At 64.5% G+C, this 20,095-nt stretch carries 21 protein-coding genes; 10 read left to right on the top strand and 11 right to left on the bottom strand.

Annotation, left to right across the window (positions count from 1 at the left end):
- Window positions 1-110: 110 nt before the first annotated feature.
- On the top strand, window positions 111-644 hold the full coding sequence (locus FQP90_RS08660) for an SRPBCC family protein (protein WP_244296616.1): 534 nt from the start codon (window positions 111-113) through the stop codon (window positions 642-644).
- Between the two features lie 89 nt (window positions 645-733).
- Entirely contained in the window at window positions 734-1,135 is a 402-nt protein-coding gene (locus tag FQP90_RS08665; protein ID WP_018778312.1) for a YccF domain-containing protein, read from the top strand.
- Here FQP90_RS08665 and FQP90_RS08670 read toward each other — a convergent pair.
- From FQP90_RS08670 to FQP90_RS08685, 4 genes are all read right to left on the bottom strand, one after another.
- Entirely contained in the window at window positions 1,132-2,790 is a 1,659-nt protein-coding gene (locus FQP90_RS08670) for a sialidase family protein (protein ID WP_144649325.1), read from the bottom strand. The genes FQP90_RS08665 and FQP90_RS08670 overlap by 4 nt on opposite strands.
- A gap of 9 nt (window positions 2,791-2,799) precedes the next feature.
- Window positions 2,800-3,576: a 2-phosphosulfolactate phosphatase gene (locus tag FQP90_RS08675; protein ID WP_144649326.1), complete on the bottom strand. Its 777-nt coding sequence runs from the start codon at window positions 3,574-3,576 to the stop codon at window positions 2,800-2,802.
- Complete coding sequence (locus FQP90_RS08680; protein WP_144649327.1) at window positions 3,573-4,442, bottom strand: DUF4031 domain-containing protein; 870 nt, start codon at window positions 4,440-4,442, stop codon at window positions 3,573-3,575. The genes FQP90_RS08675 and FQP90_RS08680 overlap by 4 nt, the downstream gene beginning before the upstream one ends.
- A gap of 132 nt (window positions 4,443-4,574) precedes the next feature.
- Window positions 4,575-5,909, bottom strand: a complete 1,335-nt coding sequence (locus tag FQP90_RS08685) for an FAD-binding oxidoreductase (protein WP_144649328.1) — start codon at window positions 5,907-5,909, stop codon at window positions 4,575-4,577.
- Between the two features lie 234 nt (window positions 5,910-6,143).
- On the opposite strand from FQP90_RS08685, the gene FQP90_RS08690 reads away from it, so the two are divergent.
- The 4 genes from FQP90_RS08690 to FQP90_RS08705 are packed head-to-tail and all read left to right on the top strand — an operon-like array spanning window position 6,144 to window position 9,247.
- Complete coding sequence (locus FQP90_RS08690; protein ID WP_090823153.1) at window positions 6,144-6,554, top strand: TOBE domain-containing protein; 411 nt, start codon at window positions 6,144-6,146, stop codon at window positions 6,552-6,554.
- Entirely contained in the window at window positions 6,551-7,357 is an 807-nt protein-coding gene (modA, locus tag FQP90_RS08695; protein ID WP_144649329.1) for a molybdate ABC transporter substrate-binding protein, read from the top strand. The genes FQP90_RS08690 and modA overlap by 4 nt, the downstream gene beginning before the upstream one ends.
- A 7-nt stretch (window positions 7,358-7,364) precedes the next feature.
- Window positions 7,365-8,177, top strand: a complete 813-nt coding sequence (locus tag FQP90_RS08700) for an ABC transporter permease (RefSeq protein ID WP_144649330.1) — start codon at window positions 7,365-7,367, stop codon at window positions 8,175-8,177.
- Window positions 8,174-9,247 (top strand): sulfate/molybdate ABC transporter ATP-binding protein, encoded by a 1,074-nt coding sequence (locus FQP90_RS08705; protein ID WP_144649331.1) that lies wholly within the window; start codon window positions 8,174-8,176, stop codon window positions 9,245-9,247. The genes FQP90_RS08700 and FQP90_RS08705 overlap by 4 nt, the downstream gene beginning before the upstream one ends.
- Before the next feature lie 3 nt (window positions 9,248-9,250).
- Here the strand turns inward: FQP90_RS08705 and FQP90_RS08710 are convergent, their stop codons facing one another.
- A complete protein-coding gene (locus FQP90_RS08710; protein ID WP_144649332.1) occupies window positions 9,251-9,868 on the bottom strand; it encodes a pyridoxamine 5'-phosphate oxidase family protein in 618 nt (205 codons plus the stop codon).
- Window positions 9,869-10,018: 150 nt separating this feature from the next.
- Here FQP90_RS08710 and clpB point away from each other — a divergent pair, with 150 nt between their 5' ends.
- A complete protein-coding gene (clpB, locus tag FQP90_RS08715; RefSeq protein ID WP_144649333.1) occupies window positions 10,019-12,676 on the top strand; it encodes an ATP-dependent chaperone ClpB in 2,658 nt (885 codons plus the stop codon).
- A gap of 7 nt (window positions 12,677-12,683) precedes the next feature.
- Here the strand turns inward: clpB and FQP90_RS08720 are convergent, their stop codons facing one another.
- Window positions 12,684-13,487, bottom strand: coding sequence for a septum formation family protein (locus FQP90_RS08720; RefSeq protein ID WP_244296618.1), 804 nt, complete (start codon window positions 13,485-13,487; stop codon window positions 12,684-12,686).
- A gap of 303 nt (window positions 13,488-13,790) precedes the next feature.
- Here FQP90_RS08720 and FQP90_RS08725 point away from each other — a divergent pair, with 303 nt between their 5' ends.
- The 3 genes from FQP90_RS08725 to FQP90_RS08735 all read left to right on the top strand — a co-directional run bounded on the left by FQP90_RS08725 (window position 13,791) and on the right by FQP90_RS08735 (window position 15,748).
- On the top strand, window positions 13,791-14,015 hold the full coding sequence (locus FQP90_RS08725) for a DUF3073 domain-containing protein (RefSeq protein ID WP_024818182.1): 225 nt from the start codon (window positions 13,791-13,793) through the stop codon (window positions 14,013-14,015).
- Between the two features lie 183 nt (window positions 14,016-14,198).
- The gene (locus tag FQP90_RS08730; protein ID WP_208759970.1) at window positions 14,199-14,981 is read left to right on the top strand and encodes a VOC family protein; all 783 of its coding nucleotides are present in this window, start codon (window positions 14,199-14,201) and stop codon (window positions 14,979-14,981) included.
- Window positions 14,978-15,748 carry a VOC family protein gene (locus FQP90_RS08735; RefSeq protein WP_144649335.1) on the top strand — a complete coding sequence of 257 codons (771 nt, stop codon included), beginning with the start codon at window positions 14,978-14,980 and terminating at the stop codon, window positions 15,746-15,748. The genes FQP90_RS08730 and FQP90_RS08735 overlap by 4 nt, the downstream gene beginning before the upstream one ends.
- A gap of 80 nt (window positions 15,749-15,828) precedes the next feature.
- Here FQP90_RS08735 and purM read toward each other — a convergent pair whose 3' ends face one another.
- From purM to uraD, 5 genes are all read right to left on the bottom strand, one after another.
- Window positions 15,829-16,977, bottom strand: coding sequence for a phosphoribosylformylglycinamidine cyclo-ligase (gene purM / locus FQP90_RS08740; RefSeq protein WP_144649336.1), 1,149 nt, complete (start codon window positions 16,975-16,977; stop codon window positions 15,829-15,831).
- A complete protein-coding gene (gene purF, locus FQP90_RS08745) occupies window positions 16,974-18,593 on the bottom strand; it encodes an amidophosphoribosyltransferase (protein ID WP_144649337.1) in 1,620 nt (539 codons plus the stop codon). The genes purM and purF overlap by 4 nt, the downstream gene beginning before the upstream one ends.
- Window positions 18,594-18,728: 135 nt before the next feature.
- A complete protein-coding gene (locus FQP90_RS08750) occupies window positions 18,729-19,061 on the bottom strand; it encodes a hypothetical protein (protein ID WP_144649338.1) in 333 nt (110 codons plus the stop codon).
- 94 nt (window positions 19,062-19,155) lie between these two features.
- On the bottom strand, window positions 19,156-19,497 hold the full coding sequence (gene uraH / locus FQP90_RS08755; RefSeq protein WP_144649339.1) for a hydroxyisourate hydrolase: 342 nt from the start codon (window positions 19,495-19,497) through the stop codon (window positions 19,156-19,158).
- Window positions 19,494-20,003 carry a 2-oxo-4-hydroxy-4-carboxy-5-ureidoimidazoline decarboxylase gene (uraD, locus tag FQP90_RS08760; RefSeq protein WP_208759971.1) on the bottom strand — a complete coding sequence of 170 codons (510 nt, stop codon included), beginning with the start codon at window positions 20,001-20,003 and terminating at the stop codon, window positions 19,494-19,496. The genes uraH and uraD overlap by 4 nt, the downstream gene beginning before the upstream one ends.
- Between the last annotated feature and the right edge of the window lie 92 nt (window positions 20,004-20,095).

The following is a 20,095-nucleotide window of genomic DNA, read 5'->3' on the forward strand; positions in this document are numbered from 1 at the left end:
ATTTAGTGAGAGAGCGTCGGGCTGTCAGCGGCACCCCATAGAATCGCTCCCAACAGCACGATTCGCCCGAAACCACGGAATCCACGGAATCCACGGAAACCACCGAAACCATGGAATCCACCGAAACCACGGAATCCACGGAATCCACGGAAACCACCGAAACCACCGAAACCACGGAAACCAGGAGTCAAGCAATGAGCACGGAACAGTACACCCTGACCATGACCCGCGAGTTTGACGCACCCCGCGAGACGGTTTTCGAAGCGTGGATGAACCCGGATCTGCTCACGCAGTGGTTTGGGCCGGCAGACGTGGACGCTCCCCGGGACAAGATCATCATCGAGCCCCGGGTGGGTGGAGTGTGGCAGGTGGTGATGGGGTGGACCGACGAGAATGGCCGGCAGGAAGCGCCGATCGAGGCCGTCATCAAGGAGTTGGACGCTCCCGCCCTTCTGGTGTCCACCGCGAAGGCCGCACCTGACGCCGATCACGAGTTTGAAGAGATGCGCCTCGAATTCGAAGATCTCAACGGCCGCACGCGCATGCATCTGACGCAGAGCCCGTTCGCTTCAGAGGACTGGGTTGAGATGACGCGCGATGGCTGGGGAACATCGTTCGACAAGCTGGACGCCCTCCTGGCCTAAGCCTGTGGCCGCGCAACGCGTGTAAGTCAGGGAAGATTCAGGGCAGACCCTTAGGCTTTCTGTCAGACCCACAAGGGAGAATGAAGACTATGAAAACGATCCTTAACGTCATCTGGCTTGTCTTCGGTGGGTTCTGGTTGGCCTTGGGTTACTTCGCGGCCGGCATCATCTGCTGCGTGCTCATCGTGACCATCCCTTGGGGCATCGCTTCGTTCCGGATCGGCGCGTACTGCTTGTGGCCCTTCGGCCGGATGGTGGTCGAGAAGCCGGGCGGCACGGGCGTGTTCGCGCTCTTGGGTAACGTCATTTGGTTGCTGGTGGCCGGAATTTGGATTGCCATCGGCCACGTGGTCACGGCGTTTGCCATGGCCATCACCATCATTGGCATCCCGTTGGCCATCGCCAACCTGAAGCTGATTCCGGTTTCGCTCATGCCGCTAGGCAAGCAGATCGTGCCTACCAACCAGCCGTTCGTCAGCACGTACCGCTAGGACGCAGCAACCACTCCGGTGCGCAGATTGAAAAGGAACGTCCGCTCCACACGCACGCTTCCGCCGTCGGCCTCCGCCGCGAAGGTGAGTTTCAGCGCACTGTGCTCCAGGTCCGACGCCGTGATGGTGTAGGTCGGCGTGAAGTAGAGTGCATGCTCGCCGGGCAGTAGGTCCGCGGGTGGGAAATCGCTCGCGTTCTGGTGCGGTCCGAGAAGTACGACGCCGGTAGCCGGCTCAGTGCCTGCGTTGCGGACGCGCCCGGTGAAGGCGAGGATGTCCCCGGCTTTGTAGCCCGGGATGATGGGTCCGTAGTTGAGGTCCTGGGCTTCCCGGGTGCCGAGAACCTGGTCACCGGCGTAGCCCTGCCCGATTTCCTTCCATGTTTGGACATCCCATTGACCGTGGCTGTTGGACGGGATCACGTGGAACTCTCCGGCGTTTTGCCACACCGTGGGCCTGCCTGGGGTTACGGAGCGCAGCTCCATGTCGAAGACCAGGCCCGTGGGCCCGGGAGCAACCAGAGGCTGCGCGGAAAGCTGCCCTGTCAGCTGCTCGGCCGGGATCGAAGCAAACACGATCTCCGTGTAACCCTGCCGTTCGTAGAGCACTCCGATGTTCCCGTCGGGGAGCCGTGTCACCGTCGAATAGGCCGAGCTTCCCGGGCAGACGAGCAGCTTTGACGGCCAGGTGGCGCCGTTGTCGGGAGAGAGGCTCAGCACGGTGTTACGACGCAGATGAGGGTCCTGGTTGTTGCTCGCGAGAAGCCAGGATGTAGTCTCCGGCGCTGCGAACGCAACATGCGGCACTCCGTCGAAGCGCGTCAGGGATCCGTTGTCGCTGGGATCGGGCAGGTCCGGAACAGGCTGCAACGGGCTCCACGTTTGGCCGCCGTCCTCGGACACGGCGGCCAATCGGCACGGTGTGCCCCTCGAATGCAGGAGCAACCGGCCATCGTCCAAGCACGCCACTTTGTTCTCGTTCGGCCCCACCCCTGAGGTGCCCGGACCGATCAGCTCGCCCAACTGCCACGTCTCGCCGTGGTCATCGCTGAACGCAGACGCGGCCATGATGGCACCATCCACCAGCAGCACATACTGTTGCACCAGCCGGCCCTCAAATGGTCCCGTGTGGATGTGAATGCCCTGTCCGGCGGCGGCGAAGAGGCCGGTGATTCCGCCGGTCTTGAGCTGTGGGGTGAGCCGGCGGTGCTGCCAGGTGTCGCCGTCGTCGTCGGAGAAGCTGACGTCCGCATGCTGCACGTCGTTGTCCGGCTCCAATCCGGCAACGGCCTCGAAGAAGCCCGCGTGGGTCCCGGCTGCGTGGAACATGAAGATGCGTCCGGTGTCGGCGTCAACCAGCAGGCTTGGATCGCCGAAGCCGTGGAGTCCCGCACCGGTACGCACAAGCTGCTGCGGCTCCCACGTGACTCCGTTGTCGTAGCTGCGACGAAGCAGGAGGTCGATCGGGTTGGGAAGGTCGTCCAGGTTGGGTCGTCCGTCATAGGCAGCCAGGATTGTTCCCCGCATGGTGACGGCCAAGGCTGGGATGCGGTACTGCCGGTAACCGCCCACGCCGCGCGCCGCCAGGACGTGTTCCACAGCGGGGACGGCAAGGGGAACGGCAGAGTGGGAGGAACCCAAGAGGTAGGAGGTCACACCTCTATGCTAGCTGGCCGCCAACACCCCCCGATAGGCACCGTCCTGCACAAGAGCAATTGCGGAACCTGCGTCCAGCTCCGCTGCCATGACGACATCGTCCGCATAGCCGGCGTCGATCAGTTCCCGGCCGCTGGAACATCCCCGCAAAACGGCCGCAAGATGAGGTTCCGCAGCGTCAAACGCCGCAGCAGCAGCTGCCGCCTCCGGGGAAAAGTTGTGACGCCCGGCCGCCGCGAGGCCGGCAATGAACGCGCCGGCTCCAAGTTCGTCCTCCAGTGCCGGGCGCAGGCTACCGTTGCCCCACTTCTCACCCGCAGCGATGACGGCAATAACGGCACCATGAGGCAGTGTGGCGTGCACCCAATCTGCCGTGGCAGCGGCGTTGCGCAGTGAAACCGCGACCACCTGACGGGCTGAACCGGCCAATTCATGGCTGATGGTGGACCCGTTGGGGGAGGGCAGAACCACCCGCTCAAGTACCGGCGCAGCACGGAGGCTCACGGGCGACAAGCTCAGCCCTTCCGAGCCCCGCGGTCCGGCCAGCGAAGCACGGTGGTGGGCCGCGAATTCACTCGTCCCCGCGTCCCTCAATGGATACGGAAACACCACCGCCCCGCGATCCACGGCAACGCTCACGCACGTGGTGAATGAGAGGACATCAACCACCACCGCAAGGTCAGCGCCCGGCACCACCGCCCGGGCGCCGTCGAGCCCCCATTCGAACCGGACCGAGTACGGGAGCTGCCGCTGCGGCGCCCCGGGTTCGCTGAGGACACCGCTCACGCGAGTTCGCCGGCAAGGTTGCGGCGGGCGGCGTCGAGCCACAGAGCTTTGGCGCGTTCGCCATGGAACAGTGGGTCCAGGCCCAGCAAATGACGCACGACGGCGGCGCGCCCCTTCGCGAAGTCGTCGTCGCTGACGTGGGCGTAGTCTTCGCGGACGGCGGCCAGATACCGCGCGTAGGACTGCTTGTCACCTCCCAGCACGGAGAGGTCAGCGTCGCAGAGGAGGGCCCCGGCGTGGTCACCTGGCTCGGGACTATGGGTGGCCGTGAGCCGCACCAAGCGGGCTACTTCGGCTACGTCTGCGGGAGCCAAACCGGCAGCCGTGAGCCGGTCCTCGGCCAGTTGTGCGGACTCTTCCTCGTCCTGTCCGGCCACTCCTTCATACACAGCGTCGTGGAACCAGGCCGCCAGGGCAACGGTCCGTGCGGGCAGGGCGGGTTCGGTCAGGATGTCCAGGGCTTCCACTACAGCCAAGAGATGCGTGCGGCTGTGGTATTTCCGCCCGTCCTCGCCCCAGCGTTCCAGCAGCTCGAGGCCTAATTCCTCGTGCCCGGGATAGGTGCTGTTCCAGCGTTCCATTAACGGGACAGTCAGGGCCTTGCTCCTTTCCCGAGCAGGGATCCGGAGCCCGCTGGCGATGAGTTTGCGGACCAGGATACGGGCTTCCACGGGGATGGCGCCGGCGAGGACAAGGTCGTCGTAGCGGCGTTCCGGGACATCATAGTGGTCTCCGTCGAAGGCCCTCTCCGGTACTCCGGCAGCGGCCGCGAAGGCGTGCAGCTCGTCCAGCGACGTGTCCGAAACGAGGTGCGAAAACACGGTTCCGTGCGCTGGCCACAAAGGAGGATCGACGTAGATGGCCATGGCCAAAGTGTAGTCCCGGACGATCCTTCCCAGTTGCCGGCCATCGGGACGTCTACCGCCGTGCTGCCGCCCCGGAAACCCGGGCTTCACTGCCCGCGCTGTCCACGGCAACTGGGAAGGAGCTGGGGAGACTCAGCGCTCCGCCGGCAGGATGTTCTGGTTGCCGCGGAACACGTTGTCAGGATCGAACTCGCCTTTCACCAAGGACAGCCGGCGGTAGTTCTGCTCTCCGTAGGCGGCCATGATCCTGTCCTGGCCCTCGTCGCCGATGAAGTTCAGCCACACGCCGCCCGTGGTGTAGGGGGCGATGTCCTGGCGGAACTGCTTGACCCAGGCTTTGGCGTCCTGCCCGCCCTCCCGGGTCTCCGACAAGCCGAACGGGTGGCTGACCCATGCTGCGCCGCGGTGCTGTAAGGGAGTGTTCGCGGCAGCAGGTCCGGAAACGGCTCCGCCCCACCGCGCCACCAACTGTTGCGAGTGGGCTCCGGGAAGTCGGTGGGCAGAGTCCACCAGAAGGTCCAGCGCGTCATCGTTGAGCTCATCGTGGTAGTCGGCGCTCCAATAGTTGTAATGGTCTGGAGGGTCGTCGATCATGCACTGGAAATCCGCGTACCCCATGGGCGAGACCAGATCCACGGAGGGGCCAAGGTCGCGGAACGGCTTCGCGTGCTCTTCGCCGGCCTCCACATCACCCGCGTAGAGGTAGGCCATGCCGACGGCGAGCTTTCCCACCATGTCCTCCGGGACGAACTCTTCCGGCGGAGCGGTGAGGTACACGAGGGCTGTTCCGACGGCGTCGGGAGCTTCCAATGCGATCCCGCGGAAGGCACGGGAGAGCTCCGCGGCGTCGTCTCCGGGGAACAACATGAGTCCGGCCATGATGGTGGGCCCGAGATCGTGCAATTGGAACGTCAAGGAGGTGGCGACGCCGAAGTTTCCGCCCCCGCCGTGGAGGGCCCAGAACAGCTCCGGATTCTCATCCCGATTTGCGGTGACCCGGTCGCCGGAGGCCGTGACCAGGTCAACGGAGAGGAGGTTGTCGCACGCGAAACCGTAGGACCGCTCCAGCCATCCCGAGCCGCCGCCCAGGGTGAATCCCGAGACTCCCGTGGTGGAGGCGCGCCCACCCGTGACGGCCAGTCCATACTGTTGCGTGGCGCGGTCGAACTCGCCCCAGGTGAGTCCGGCGCCGGCCGTGGCGGTCTTCGCATCCGGATCCACGCTGATGGACTTCATGGGGCGGACATCAACCACCAGGCCGTCGTCATTGGTGGACATGCCGGCCACCGAGTGCCCGCCGGACCTCACTGCCACGTCCAGATTGTGGTTGTGGGCGTAGCTGAGGGCCTCGGCAACCTCCCCGGGATCAGAACATTTGGCGATGACAGCCGGCCTGCGGTCGATCATCGCGTTGAAGAGTTTCCGGGCCTCGTGGTAGTTCGGGCTGTCCGGACGAATCCATTCCATGGGACGCTCCTTCGCGCCTAAGACTCTCCCCTAGATCAGGGTACGGCTCCACCTTCCCGGGGACCATGGGTAGCGCAAAGAAGTACGACGGCGGGCGCACCTCTCCGGGGCTGGCGCACCACTGCGTACGGTCGCGTCTGGCGGGACCGGGCGCGGCTGGTCCTGAGGGAGTCATATTTCGTCTGCGGATCATTCGACGCCAATGCACCGCATTTACGGAACTACAATCATTCCATGCCGCAAATACGAATTTCGGAAGCCGCTCGCTTCCTGGGTGTCAGTGATGACACCGTGAGGCGCTGGACGGAAAATGGGACGCTGACCGCGCAGAAGGACGGAGCGGGCCGGCTTGCCGTGGACGGGCTGGAACTGGCCACGCTTGCCCGCGACCAATCCCACCTCCCGGACGACCCCTCCCGATCCGGAAGTTCGGCGCGGAACCGCTTCGTCGGCCTGGTTACGGGAATCACCGCGGACAAAGTCATGGCGCAGGTGGAGCTTCAATGTGGCCCGTTTCGGGTGGTGTCGCTCATGAGCAGTGAAGCCGTCAGGGAGCTGGGACTGGAACTCGGCTCAGTGGCCACCGCCGTGGTCAAGGCCACCACCGTCATCATCGAAACACCGCAGGGAAAGAGCATCATATGAGGACCCTTCACCTGAAGACGAGCATTGTGGGCATCTCCGTGGCGGTGGGCTTGGCCGGCGTCCTCGCTGCTTGCGGCACCACAGCCCCCACCGCAGCACCATCGGGCACCAGCGGCAGCGCCCAGTTGAGCGGGACAGTGACCGTCTTTGCCGCAGCCTCGCTCAAGGCCACCTTCACCCAACTGGCCAAGGATTTTGAAGCCAAGAACCCCGGCACCAAGGTCGCGCTGAGCTTCGCAGGCTCCTCGGACCTGGTCACGCAGATCAGCCAAGGTGCCCCAGCCGACGTTTTCGCTTCCGCCGACACCAAGAACATGACCAAGCTGGCCGACGCCAAACTCGTGGAGGGTACCGCGACAAATTTCGCCACGAACGTCCTGGAGATTGCCGTCCCACCCAGCAACCCGGCGTCGATCTCTTCCCTTGCGGACCTCGCCAAGCCAGGCGTCAAAGTAGTCACCTGCGCCAGCCAGGTCCCCTGCGGCGCGGCAACGGACACGGTTGAGAAGGCCAGCGGCGTCTCCTTGACCCCGGTCAGCGAGGAATCCTCGGTGACCGATGTCCTCGGCAAGGTCACCTCGGGCGAGGCTGATGCGGGCCTGGTCTACGTCACGGACGTGAAGGGAGCTGGCGACAACGTCAAGGGCATCCCCTTCCCTGAGTCGGACAGGGCCGTGAACATCTATCCCATCGCCACGGTCGGAACCAGCAAGAACAAGGAACTGGCGGCGGCGTTCATCGCGGCGGTCACCAGCGAGGCTGGCAGCCAGGTCCTCAGCGACGCTGGTTTTGGCGCACCGTAGGACGTCCATGAACAGGCAGAGCACCTCCGGCTACCACGGCATCCCGCGATGGGTCTATGCCGTGGCGGCCGTGGGCGGCCTCTTGGTGGTTCTTCCGTTGGTGGCGATGGTGGCGAAGGTCAACTGGCCGCAGTTCATTCCCCTCATCACGTCCGAATCCTCGGTGGCCGCGTTGGGCCTGAGCCTGCGAACCTCCGCGGCCAGCACAATCCTCTGCATTGTGCTGGGCGTTCCGCTGGCGCTGGTTCTTGCCCGCGGCGAGTTCCCCGGACAGCGGCTCCTCCGCTCGTTCGTCCTGTTGCCGCTGGTGCTGCCACCCGTCGTCGGGGGTATTGCGCTGCTGTATACGTTCGGGCGCCAAGGCCTCCTGGGGAAGTCCCTGGAGTTGGCGGGTATCCAGATCGCGTTTTCCACCACTGCCGTCATCCTCGCGCAGACCTTCGTGGCCTTGCCGTTCCTGGTGGTCAGTTTGGAGGGTGCCCTGCGATCGGCCGGAAACAGGTACGAGGCCGTCGCGGCGACCCTCGGTGCGCGACCCACCACCGTGCTTCGCCGCGTGACGCTCCCGCTGGTACTGCCAGGGCTGGCGTCGGGCGCCGTGTTGTCCTTTGCCCGCAGCCTGGGGGAATTTGGCGCCACCCTGACGTTCGCGGGCAGCCTGGAGGGAGTTACTCGGACCCTTCCGCTGGAGATCTACCTGCAGCGTGAGAGTGATGCTGACGCCGCCGTCGCACTGTCCCTGGTACTGGTGGCGGTCGCCGTGGCCGTGGTGGGGCTCAGTTATGGTCGCCGACGCAACAGTGCGGAGGTCCAGGCATGAGCTTCGAGCTGCGGGCCAGCCTCCGTGCCCGGAACTTCGACGTGTCGCTCAGCCTCGCTGACGGTGAGACCGTGGCCATTCTCGGTCCCAACGGCGCGGGCAAGTCCACGCTGCTGGGTGTGATCGCCGGGCTGCTCCGGCCGGATTCCGGCACGGCGAAAATCGGAGGGAGACCGCTGTTCAACCTCGACGGCGGGACTCGCCTGTGGAGCGCGCCGCACCTGCGTGGCACGGCTTTGCTGGCCCAGGAGGCGCTGCTGTTTCCGCACCTGAATGCCCTGGACAACGTGGCGTTTGGTCCGCGCAGTGCCGGTGTTTCGAAAGCGGCCGCGCGGGAGTCGGCAGGTCATTGGCTGGCCGAAGTTGACGCACTGCCCCTGGCGCACCGCAAGCCCGCCCAGCTCTCCGGCGGGCAGGCCCAGCGCGTTGCCGTGGCGCGTGCCCTGGCGGCCCAACCGGAATTGCTGCTCCTCGATGAACCTATGGCAGCCCTCGACATCCATGCAGCACCGTTGCTCCGCCGTGTCCTCAAACGGGTGCTCAAGGACCGGAAGGCCATCATCGTCACGCACGATGTCTTGGATGCCTACATGCTCGCGGACCGCGTGATCGTGGTGGAGCAGGGCCGGATTGCCGAGGCCGGACCCACCCGTCAGGTCCTGGAGCGCCCCCGGAGCCAGTTCGCCGCCGGACTGGCGGGGCTCAACCTCGTCACGGGGGTCATCTCGGGCGAGGGAATAACGACGCCGGATGGCAGGGTTTTCGCCGGCCAGCACGATCCTGAGTGGTCACCTGTGTCCGGCCAGGCGGGCGTGGCCGCGTTCCCGCCGTCGGCTGTTTCCGTCTTCCTGGGCGATGTGCACGGAAGCCCGCGGAATTCCTTCGCGGCGACCGTTACGGACCTTGAACCGCACGGCGACCAGATCCGGGTGCGTGCCAGCACGGGTTCATCGGCACCGGCCCTCTCCGCCGACATCACGCCCGCGGCATCGGCCGATCTTGGCCTTGTTCCCGGGATGGACGTGCGGTTCGTGGTCAAGGCAGCGCTGGTGTCGGTCTACCCGGCCTGACGCCTACTCGCGGTACATCCGCTCGGCGTAGGACGGTCCGTAGTAGTCCTCGAGGTCTGCCAGCGGGGTTTCGGGCTGCGTGTAGGCCTGGGCGAGCTTTGCGATGCTGGGCAGGTCGCCGGGGTTCCACGTCTCGGGCTGCCACAGCCCACTGCGCATGAAAGCCTTGCCGCAGTGCGTGAACACTTCCTCCACGGAAACCACCACAGCTGCGCGCGGACGGTGCCCCTTGACCACCATGAGTTCGAAGAAGTCGGCATCGCGGACAATACGTGCCGTGCCGTTGATCCTCAGTGTGTCCGTGCGTCCGGGGACCACCGAGAGGATGCCGACATTCGGGTTCTCCAGGATGTTGCGGAAGCCGAACGCGAGTTTGTTGCCGGGCCGTTCGGGGATGGCGATGGTGTGGTCATCAAGGACTTGGATGAAGCCGGCCGGGTCCCCCTTGGGCGAGGCGTCCACGTGACCCTGCGCGTCCGTCGTCGAGATCACGCAAAAGGGGCTCGCTGCCAGCCATTGCCGGTCGAAATCACTGAGCGAGCTCCGCACCTTTCGGCGCACGCGGTCCAGGGGAAGGCCTATCAGTTCTTCAAGTTCGTCCACGGTGGAGATTGAGTCCATGGCCCCAGCCTAAGCTGCGTTGCTACCCGGCAGCTCTGGACACTGGTTTCGCCGTGGGCAAACATGGAACACAGTGGGCCAAAAATCAAAGTTGAGCGTAGTAGACTCAACTTTGAAAGTATTGGTTCAACTCCAGAAAGGGAGCACTCTTTGGACGTCAAATTCACCACCAAAAGCCAGGAGGCCCTTTCTGCGGCCGCCATGAACGCCTCAACTGCCGGCAACCCGCAGCTTGAGCCAGCCCACCTGCTCAAAGCCCTCATGGACCAGCGCGAAGGCGTGGCCGTGGCACTCCTGCGAGCTACCGGGGCCGATCCGGATGCCGTCAGCGTGCAGGCCAGCTCTGCCATCAAGGCGCTTCCGTCGTCGTCGGGCAGTTCGGTCCAGCAGGCGCAGCTGTCCCGCCAGTCCATGCAGGCCATCCAGGCTGCCCAGAACGAGGCCGACAAACTTGGCGACTCCTTCGTCTCCACCGAGCACCTGCTGCTGGGCCTCTCTGCCGGGAGTGACGCCGTCGGAAAGTTAATGCGCGACGCCGGTGCCTCCCACGAAGCGCTGCTCGCCGCCCTGCCTGGTGTCCGAGGCGACAGGAACGTCAACTCGCCAGACCCGGAAAACACCTTCCAAGCACTGGAGAAGTTTGGCACCGACCTCACCGCGGTGGCCCGCTCGGGCAAGCTGGACCCCGTCATCGGGCGTGACAGCGAGATCCGCCGCGTCGTCCAGGTCCTGAGCCGCCGCACCAAGAACAACCCCGTGCTGATCGGCGAGCCCGGCGTCGGCAAGACGGCCGTCGTCGAAGGCCTCGCCCAGCGCATGGTGGCCGGCGACGTCCCGGAAAGTTTGCGCGGCAAAACGCTGATCGCGCTCGATCTTGCGTCCATGGTGGCCGGCGCCAAGTACCGTGGCGAGTTCGAGGAACGCCTGAAGGCAGTCCTTGAAGAGATCAAGAACTCCAATGGACAGATCGTCACGTTCATCGACGAAATCCACACGGTAGTGGGTGCCGGTGCCACGGGCGACAGTGCCATGGATGCGGGCAACATGCTCAAGCCCATGCTGGCTCGTGGCGAGCTGCGTCTCATCGGTGCCACCACGTTGGACGAGTACCGCGAAAACATTGAGAAGGACCCTGCGTTGGAGCGCCGCTTCCAGCAGGTGTACGTTGGCGAGCCCAGCGTCGAAGACACCATCGGCATTCTCCGAGGCCTCAAGGAACGCTACGAGGCGCACCACAAGGTAGCCATCGCCGACTCTGCCTTGGTGGCGGCGGCAACGCTCTCCAACCGCTACATCTCGGGACGCCAGCTGCCGGATAAGGCCATCGACCTCGTGGACGAGGCCGCGTCACGGCTCCGGATGGAAATCGATTCCGCCCCTGAAGAGATCGACCAGCTCCGCCGCGCCGTCGACCGCTTGACCATGGAGGAACTTGCCCTCCAGGGCGAGACCGATCCTGCGTCGGTGGAACGGCTGGCTGCGCTCCGCGCGGACAAGGCCGACAAGAACGAAGAACTCAGCGCACTGAACGCGCGTTGGGAAGCTGAGAAAGCAGGCCTCAACCGTGTGGGTGAGCTGAAAGCCAAGATCGATGAACTCCGCTCGGCAGCGGACAAGTCCCAGCGTGAAGGCGACCTTGAGTCGGCGTCGCGGATTCTTTACGGTGAACTGCCCGCCCTGGAGCGGGAGCTGAGCGCCGCTGCTGAGGAAGAGTCCGCCCGGAGCGAGTCGAAGCCTGAACTGATGGTCGCGGAAGACGTGACCGCTGACGACATCGCCGAGGTCATTTCAGCGTGGACGGGCATCCCTGCCGGCCGCATGCTTCAAGGCGAGTCGCAGAAGCTGCTGCATATGGAAGAGGAACTCGGCAAGCGCCTGATCGGCCAGAGCAAGGCCGTGCAGGCTGTCTCCGACGCCGTTCGCCGTGCCCGTGCAGGCATCAGCGATCCCAACCGGCCCACGGGTTCGTTCCTGTTCCTTGGTCCTACCGGCGTGGGCAAGACCGAGCTGGCCAAGGCCCTGGCCGACTTCCTCTTTGACGACGAACGCGCCATGATCCGGATCGACATGTCCGAATACAGCGAGAAGCACGCCGTCGCCCGCCTGGTGGGTGCCCCTCCGGGATACGTCGGCTACGAGGAAGGCGGTCAGTTGACGGAAGCTGTCCGTCGCCGTCCGTACTCGGTGGTGCTGCTCGATGAAGTGGAGAAGGCCCACCCCGAGGTCTTCGACATCCTCCTGCAGGTTCTGGACGACGGTCGTCTCACCGATGGCCAGGGCCGCACCGTGGACTTCCGCAACACCATCCTGGTGCTGACATCCAACTCCGGAAGCCAGTTCCTGGTGGACCCGTCGCTGGATGTCAGGGCCAAGCGCGAGGCTGTGATGGCCGTGGTCCAGGCATCGTTCAAGCCTGAGTTCCTGAATCGCCTGGACGAGATCGTGCTTTTCGATCCGCTGTCCGTCGAGGAACTTGCCCGGATTGTGGAGCTGCATGTCGCCGAGCTGAGCAACCGGCTCCGTGATCGCCGCCTGAGCCTGGAGGTCACCGACGGTGCGCGCGCCTGGTTGGCGATGTCCGGCTTCGATCCCGCCTACGGCGCCCGGCCACTGCGCCGGCTCGTCCAGCGCGAGATCGGTGACCGCCTGGCCAAGGAAATCCTGGCCGGCGAGATCAGCGACGGCGATACTGTGCTGGTGGACACCGCAGCTGACGTGGACGAACTCACCCTTGAGGGGTTGGAGGCGCTCACAGGTCCCGACGGCGGTGCTGCTGCAGGTACAGGTCTCACGGTTCGCAGGAAGTAGCTGAGAGCTACTTTTCGAGGACGTCCTCGGTGATGGTGTTGCCGGAATCCACAACGACGAAGCAATCAACGCGGCGGTCGCCACGGTCCCAACTGGTGGTGCTGGGGTAGACGTTCTGCTGAAGCAGTACGTACTTGTCGGCTGCCGCGTTGAGCTTCACGTTGCGGCACACTTCACGTCCCTTGTCGCGCAACGCATTGGTGCCCGGGAACGATTCGTCCGCTCCGTACAGGTGGATGGCGCCAAGCTGGGCCGAGTGCTCGGTGTCGCAGGCAACGGCCCTTGCCTTGGATGCATTGGGATCGAAGTCGGCAAAGCAGTCGCCCACCTGGAAGTCCTTGGAATTCGCGTCGCGGGGGAGGGGGCCGGGGGTTGCCGTCGCGCTGGGTGTGCTGACAGCTGCTTCCGGGCGGGTGCCCAGCAGGTTGAGCAGGACCCAAATGACTACGCCGATGAGGACGAGGACGCCCACCACGATCCCGCCAATCACCAGCCGCTGCCGCTTGACCGGATCTCCCTGCGGCTCTGGTCGCCATTCCTGGCCGGTCTGCTGCCCCGGGTACGGTTGCTGGCCAGGATAAGGTAGCTGGCTCGCGTAGGGTTGCTGACCCGCGAAAGCCGGCTGCGCCGGACCCGCGAAAGCCGGCTGCGCCGGATCTGCAGTTGTATCTTCCGGCGCCTGATCACCGGTGGGCGGGGCAGCGGGGTCCGGTTGCTCTCCGGGATTCGGGACGAAGTCGGGGTCGATCTCCGGGGCGGGATCAGGTTGGAGGCCCGACGGCGGAGGTGGCGTCTTGGGTGCAGGAGGCACCCCATCTTCGTCTTGATTGCGAGGTGAACCATCACGCGGTGGAGTGTTGTCCTGGCTCATAATCCGGGGTGTGCCTTCCTGCTCTGATGCCGCATTGAGGCAGACTCTACCCAATTTTCGGCCCTCTTGGCGGTGTTCGGTGCCGGTTTTGCTTGCAGTTGGCCCCGGCGCGGCGCTGCGGTGGCGCGCAGGCACCTCCGAAAGCATGTAATCTAGACATACGACAAATTGACCAAACATTCCGGGGCCTCACCGATAGCCAAGGTGACCACCTCCGGTCCAAGTACAAAAGGGGGTCACGCCATGGGGCGCGGCCGTCAAAAGGCAAAAGCTACCAAGCAGGCTCGGGACATTAAGTACTACTCCCCGAACACTGACTATTCGGCACTTGAGCGGGAGCTCACGGGTCCGTCCAGTCGTGTCAAGAGCCACTTCCCCGAAGATCCCCCGGAGCCGGACTATTCGGCCTACGAGGACAAGTACGCGGAAGACGATGACGACGAGGTAGACACCCGCCGTATCGGATAGCTGTCGCAACCAACAGGTGCCGCTGGCACTGAGTTGCGGACCGCCGTCGTACATCAAGGTCATCGCGCATCTTCGGGTGCCGTATATCTTTTGAAAGGGCCCTCAGGGCACGCCATTCATTGGCGTACCCTGAGGGCCCTTTTTTGCGTAGGCTTGAGGTCGAGTGCATTGAAAGGGAGTGCCATGCCGGCGGTCGAAAGCTACAAGCAGGGGACACCGTGTTGGGTGGACCTGTCCTCCACCGACATTGAGGTCTCCAAGAAGTTCTACAGCGACCTGTTCGGTTGGGAACTGGACGCCATGGACGCCGGCAACGGCATGACCTACTACATGGCCAAGCTCCAGGGCCGCTACGTCGCAGGCATGATGCAGCAGTTGCCGGATGCGCCTGCGGGAATGCCGTCTTACTGGGCCAACTACATCGCCGTGGACTCCGCCGACGAAGCCGCTAAGCGCGTTGAAGCAGCAGGCGGGACCTTGGTTGTTCCTCCGGACTCCGTCCCCAACGGCAGCGGGCGTATGTTCTTCGCCACAGATCCCACCGGGGCCCAGATCGGTTTCTGGGAGGCGGGCAACCACCCCGGATCGGGGTTGGTGAACGAGCCGGGAACCATGATTTGGAATGAACTGCAGACCCACGACGTCCCCAAGGCCGTCGCGTTCTACGAGGCCGTGACAGGGTGCTCCAGCGAGACCGGGCCCGCCGGTGAACTGCAGGAGTACACGAGCCTCCTGGTGGACGGAAAGCGCATAGCGGGAGCACTCAAGCTGCCCATTGAGGGCTTGTCGCCGTTCTGGATGACGTACTTCAGCGCGGTGGAGATCGACGCCACCGTAGAGCAGGCCGTGGAGCTGGGAAGCCACATCATCGCGTCGGCTTTTGATGTCCCCGGAGTGGGCCGCATGGCTGTCCTGATGGATCCTGCGGGAGCAGCCTTCAGCATCATGACGGGACTCGCAGCGTGACGGCGCGGAAGCACTACGCCAGCGGGGAGCCGTGCTGGGCGGATCTGCAGACAAGGGACGTTCCCGCTGCCAAGGATTTCTACGGAAAGGTGTTCGGCTGGACCTTCAAGGACCTGCCGACGCCGGATGGCCGCAGTTACTCGCAAGCCTTCGTGAAGGATCAGCTGGTGGCAGTGATCGCTCCGCAGAACCCCAGGCAAGAAGCTGCCGGAACCCACGGCCAGTGGAACATCTACATCGCTGCCACTGATACGGAAGAAATCGCGGCGGACGCCGTCCATGCCGGAGGGAAGCTCCAGTTCGGGCCGGAAGCTGTGGCCGACACGGGTGTCCTGGCGTTCATCGAAGCTGCAGGCGGGGGAACCACTGGCATTTGGCAGGCTGGAACCCACGTGGGAAGCCACCTGTTCAACGAGCCCGGTGCGTTGGCGTGGGCCGAGCTGTTGACACCCGAGCCGCAGGCCGCCGTCGCGTTCTTCCAGCAGCTTTTCGGGCATGAGGTCACCGAATATCCCCAGGATGACGGCGGCAGCTACAGCACGCTGATGATCAATGGCGACGAGGTGGCCGGGATTGTTCCTGCCGAGGAGGGCGATGACGCTGCCTGGCAGATCTACTTCGGGGTATCGGACCTGCGGAAGGCTGCTGAGGCAGCCGTTGCCGCCGGGGGAGAGCTCCTGGTGGAGCCGGAGGACAAGCCCGAGACAGGCTCCCTCGCCACCATCCAGGATCCCCAAGGCGGCGTGCTGAGCCTGATCCAGGTCTAGGAAGGGCAACCAACAAGAAAGAGCGGCCGGGCAGTTGAGTTCAACTGCCCGGCCGCTCTCTTGATGAGGCGATAAGCCGCTTAGGCGTAGGCGTTCACCAGACGTACGGCGCCGCCGTCGACGCCCTTGGCACCCTGGACGTAATCCGGGCCGGTCTTGTCGATCGAGTCGCTGTCAGCCGAAACGGTCCCCATGACCCAGGACGGCAGGCCGCGGTCGTTCAGGCGGGCCACTGCGGCGTCGGCTGCTTCGGCGGAAACAATGGCAACCATGCCCACGCCGAGGTTCAGCGTGCGCTCGAGGTCGGCCAGCGGAACGTTGCCGAGCTCGGAGACCAGCTTGAAGATGGCGGGGAGTTCCCACGTGTTGCGGTCAACCGTGGCCACGAGGCCCTGCGGGAGGACGCGTGCCAGGTTGGCGGCCAGGCCACCACCGGTGACGTGGCTGAAACCGTGAACGGCGTTGGCCGAGTGCACGGGGAAGGTGCGGGCGAGGTCCAGGCAGTCAGCTGCATAGACGCGCGTCGGCTCCAGGAGCTCTTCGCCGAGCGTGCGGCCGAGTTCGGAAACCTGGCGGTCCAGTGCCCAGCCGGCGTGGTTGATGACGCGGCGGACCAGGGAGTAGCCGTTGGAGTGCAGGCCGGAGGACGCCATCCCGATGACGACATCGCCTTCGCGGACCCGGTCCGGGCCGAGCAGGGCATCGGCCTCGACGATGCCGGTTGCGGCACCTGCGACGTCGTATTCGTGTTCACCCAGCAGGCCCGGGTGCTCAGCGGTTTCGCCGCCCACCAAGGCGGTGCCGGCAACAGAGCAAGCAGCTGCGATACCGCGAACGATGTCCGCGATGCGCTCCGGGACAACCTTGCCGCAGGCGATGTAGTCGGTCATGTAGAGCGGTTCGGCACCCACCACGACGATGTCGTCCACCACCATGCCTACGAGGTCGAAACCGATGGTGTCGTGGATGTCCATGGCCTGCGCAATGGCAACCTTGGTACCCACGCCGTCAGTGGACGTGGCCAGCAGCGGCTTCTTGTAGGTGAGGAGCTTGGAGACGTCGTACAGGCCAGCAAAACCGCCGACGCCGCCAATCACCGAAGAGTTGTGGGTCGCCTTGATGGCGCCTTTCATGAGTTCGACTGCGCGGTCTCCCGCTTCGACGTCGACACCCGCGGAGGCGTAGGTGATACCGGAGTTGTTCTCAGCGGCAGGGGTTGCGGAGGTCATACAGACTCTTTCTTGTCGGCGTCGGTCAAACGATCAGCGTCGGTCAGCAGGTTCTCGAATTCGGCGTCGGGTCCCGGATCGCAGCCCGTGGCGCCGGGCTTCTCGGCCGGATCCTCGGAGGTGTCCTCATTCGCGGCGGGCAGTCCACCCAGGTCGGTGCGCTCCAGCAGGTTTTTGCCGAGCTTGTCCGCGTGCGGAAGCTCGATCGGGTACTTGCCGGTGAAGCATGCCGTACAGAGGCGTTCGCGCGGCTGTTGGGTGGCGCCGATCATGCCGTCTTCAGAGATGTAGGCCAGCGAGTCAGCGCCGATGGCCTGCGAGATCTCTTCGATGGTGGCGCCGTTGGCGATGAGCTCGGCGCGGGACGCGAAGTCGATGCCGTAGAAGCAGGGCCACTGGACCGGAGGAGAGGAGATCTTGACGTGCACCGCCGCTGCGCCGGCCTCGCGGAGCATCCGGACGATGGCGCGCTGCGTGTTGCCGCGGACGATCGAGTCGTCCACCACAACGATGCGCTTGCCACGGATCACGGATTCCAGAGCGTTGAGCTTGAGCCGGATACCCAGTTGGCGCAGGGTCTGCGAGGGCTGGATGAAGGTGCGGCCCACGTAGGCGTTCTTGACGAAGCCGTGCGCGAAAGGAATCCCCGACTGTTCGGCGTAGCCAACAGCGGCAGGGGTGCCGGACTCGGGAACCGGGATGACGAGGTCAGCCTCGTGGGTGTTTTCGCGGGCCAACTGGCGGCCCATCTCAACACGGGCCTCGTACACCGAGCGGCCGGCAATGGCAGCATCCGGGCGGGCGAGGTAGACGTACTCGAAGACACAGCCGGCAGGGGTTGCCTCGGCGAAGCGCTGCGAACGAACGCCGTCTTCGTCGATGGCGATGAATTCGCCGGGCTCGATCTCGCGAATGAAGCTTGCGCCAACGGTGGCCAGACCGGCCTGCTCGGAGGCTACCACCCAGCCGCGTTCCAGGCGACCCAGACACAACGGGCGGATGCCGTAGGTATCGCGGGCTGCGTAGAGGGTTCCTTCATCCATGAAGACGAAGCAGAAGCCACCCTTGATCTTGGGTAGCAGCTCCAGCGCGGTCTGCTCCAGGGTCTTGCCCTCTTCGCCCTCAAGGAGGGCGGTCACCAGTGCGGTGTCCGAGGTGTTGCCCTGCTTCATTTCACCGGTCAGCTGGCCGTCGTTGCGCTCGAGGATCATTTCCCGGAGTTCAGCGGTGTTGGTCAGGTTGCCGTTGTGGGCCAGGGCAACCGTGCCGGTTGCCGTAGCACCCAGGGTTGGCTGTGCGTTGGCCCAGTGGCTTGCACCGGTGGTGGAGTACCGGCAGTGGCCTACGGCCAGGTGTCCGGTCAGGGTGTTCAGGGTCGTCTCATCGAAGACCTGGGACACAAGGCCCATGTCCTTATAGACATTGATGCGCTTGCCGTCACTGGTAGCAATACCAGCCGATTCTTGTCCGCGGTGCTGCAGCGCATACAGCCCGTAATAGGTGAGTTTTGCTACTTCTTCACCGGGAGCCCAAACCCCGAAGACGCCACAAGCGTCCTGGGGGCCTTTTTCGCCGGGGAGAAGATCATGAGAAAGTTTTCCGTCGCCACGTGCCACTGGTCGATTGTCTCATGTTGTGGCCGTGGTAAGTTCCCTCGCAGCCTATGTGACCCCGTGAACTGGCGTGTTCCCGCGAAAATGCGGTGTGTCTCACATCGACTCCCCTCCGAAGAGGCGCGTTGGGCGCCCGACTTAGCGGACGTCGTCGTGCTCTGGTCCTTCGTCCGGAACCGAATCCGGGACGGCTTCCACAACGGCGCGCTCGGAGCGTTTGACGCTGACGCGGTCCAGGATGAGGGCGAGGATCGAGAAGAGGATGACGCCGCCGCCCGCGCAGACGATCAGGAAGAACCCGAACACGGTGCCGGCATCGAAGGCGGGGTCGGCCTGGCGGCCGTAGGCGATGATGGCGGCGACGATTGCACCAACCACGGCCCCCAAAATCATGAAGGGAACGAACTTGGGTGCCCGGCGAACCGTGATCTCGCGACGGGCGGAATTGGGGGTGGTGTCCTCTGAAGCCATGCCTTCAAGCGTACCGTTCCCTGCCCAAGTGACAGATAATGCCAATGTTCGGCAGGAACATTGGCATTATCTGGCAACTCGGCGGAGGGGTCGGTTAGCTGCCGCGGTACGTCGAGAAAGCGAACGGGCTCAGCAGGAGCGGCACGTGGTAGTGCTCGCCGGCGTCGGAAACCGTGAAGTTCAGGTCCACCTCCGGGAAGAACGTCTCCGTGCCGAGGCCCTCGTAGTAAGCGCCCGTGGCGAAGTTCAAACGGTATGCGCCGCCGGGGATCCGCTCCGGTCCAAGGGTCTTGATCCGGCCGTCGGCGTCGGTTTCGCCCTTCGCCACCAGGGTCCAGTCGTCACCTTCGCGGACGTAGAGTACGACGGCGACACCCGCCGCCGGGCGGCCGGAACCGGTGTCCAGGATGTGGGTAGTTACCTGTGAAACGGTCATGCGTTGACTCCTTCGCTGATCAGTCCGGAGATGCGCAGCAGTGCGATCTCGCGGAGCTGGCCGGCCACAATTGTGTCTTCTTCTTCGGGGGTGTGGGTGAGGCGTTCCTGGAGGGCGCTGAGCATTTCCTGTGCGCTGCGACCTGCCGCGCGGATCAGGAAGACCCTGCCGAACTTGTCCTCATAGGCCCGGTTTCCCTCGGCCAGGGCGGCTGTGGTGTGGTTGTCGCCCGGGTCAACGCCGGCCTGCTCCGAACGCGACATCGCGGCTTCGGTGGTCTGGGCCTTGGGGCGCTCGCCAATCCTGGGATGGTGGGCCATGGCTGACTCCACCTCATCGGCGGTGAAGGGCTCGGCGGCACGCTGGGCTTGCCCCAGCAGTTCGTCGACGCTGGCGTAGGGGCGCGCGTCCACGATGGCCTCGACCCAGCGGCTGATATCCAGGCAAGGGGTCAGGGTCCTGATGGCCTCGTCCCGGTCAACACTGTTGAATACTGCAAGCTCCATGCTTGTGTCATCCTCGTGCAAAATGCTGGCATCCATGGTGTGGGCTATGCGGAACTCTTGCTGGGCAAGAGGAAGTCTTTACTTCAAGCTTC

The sequence above is a fragment of the Paenarthrobacter nitroguajacolicus genome (assembly GCF_007786235.1).
GTDB classification, from domain to species: Bacteria; Actinomycetota; Actinomycetes; order Actinomycetales; family Micrococcaceae; genus Arthrobacter; species Arthrobacter nitroguajacolicus_A.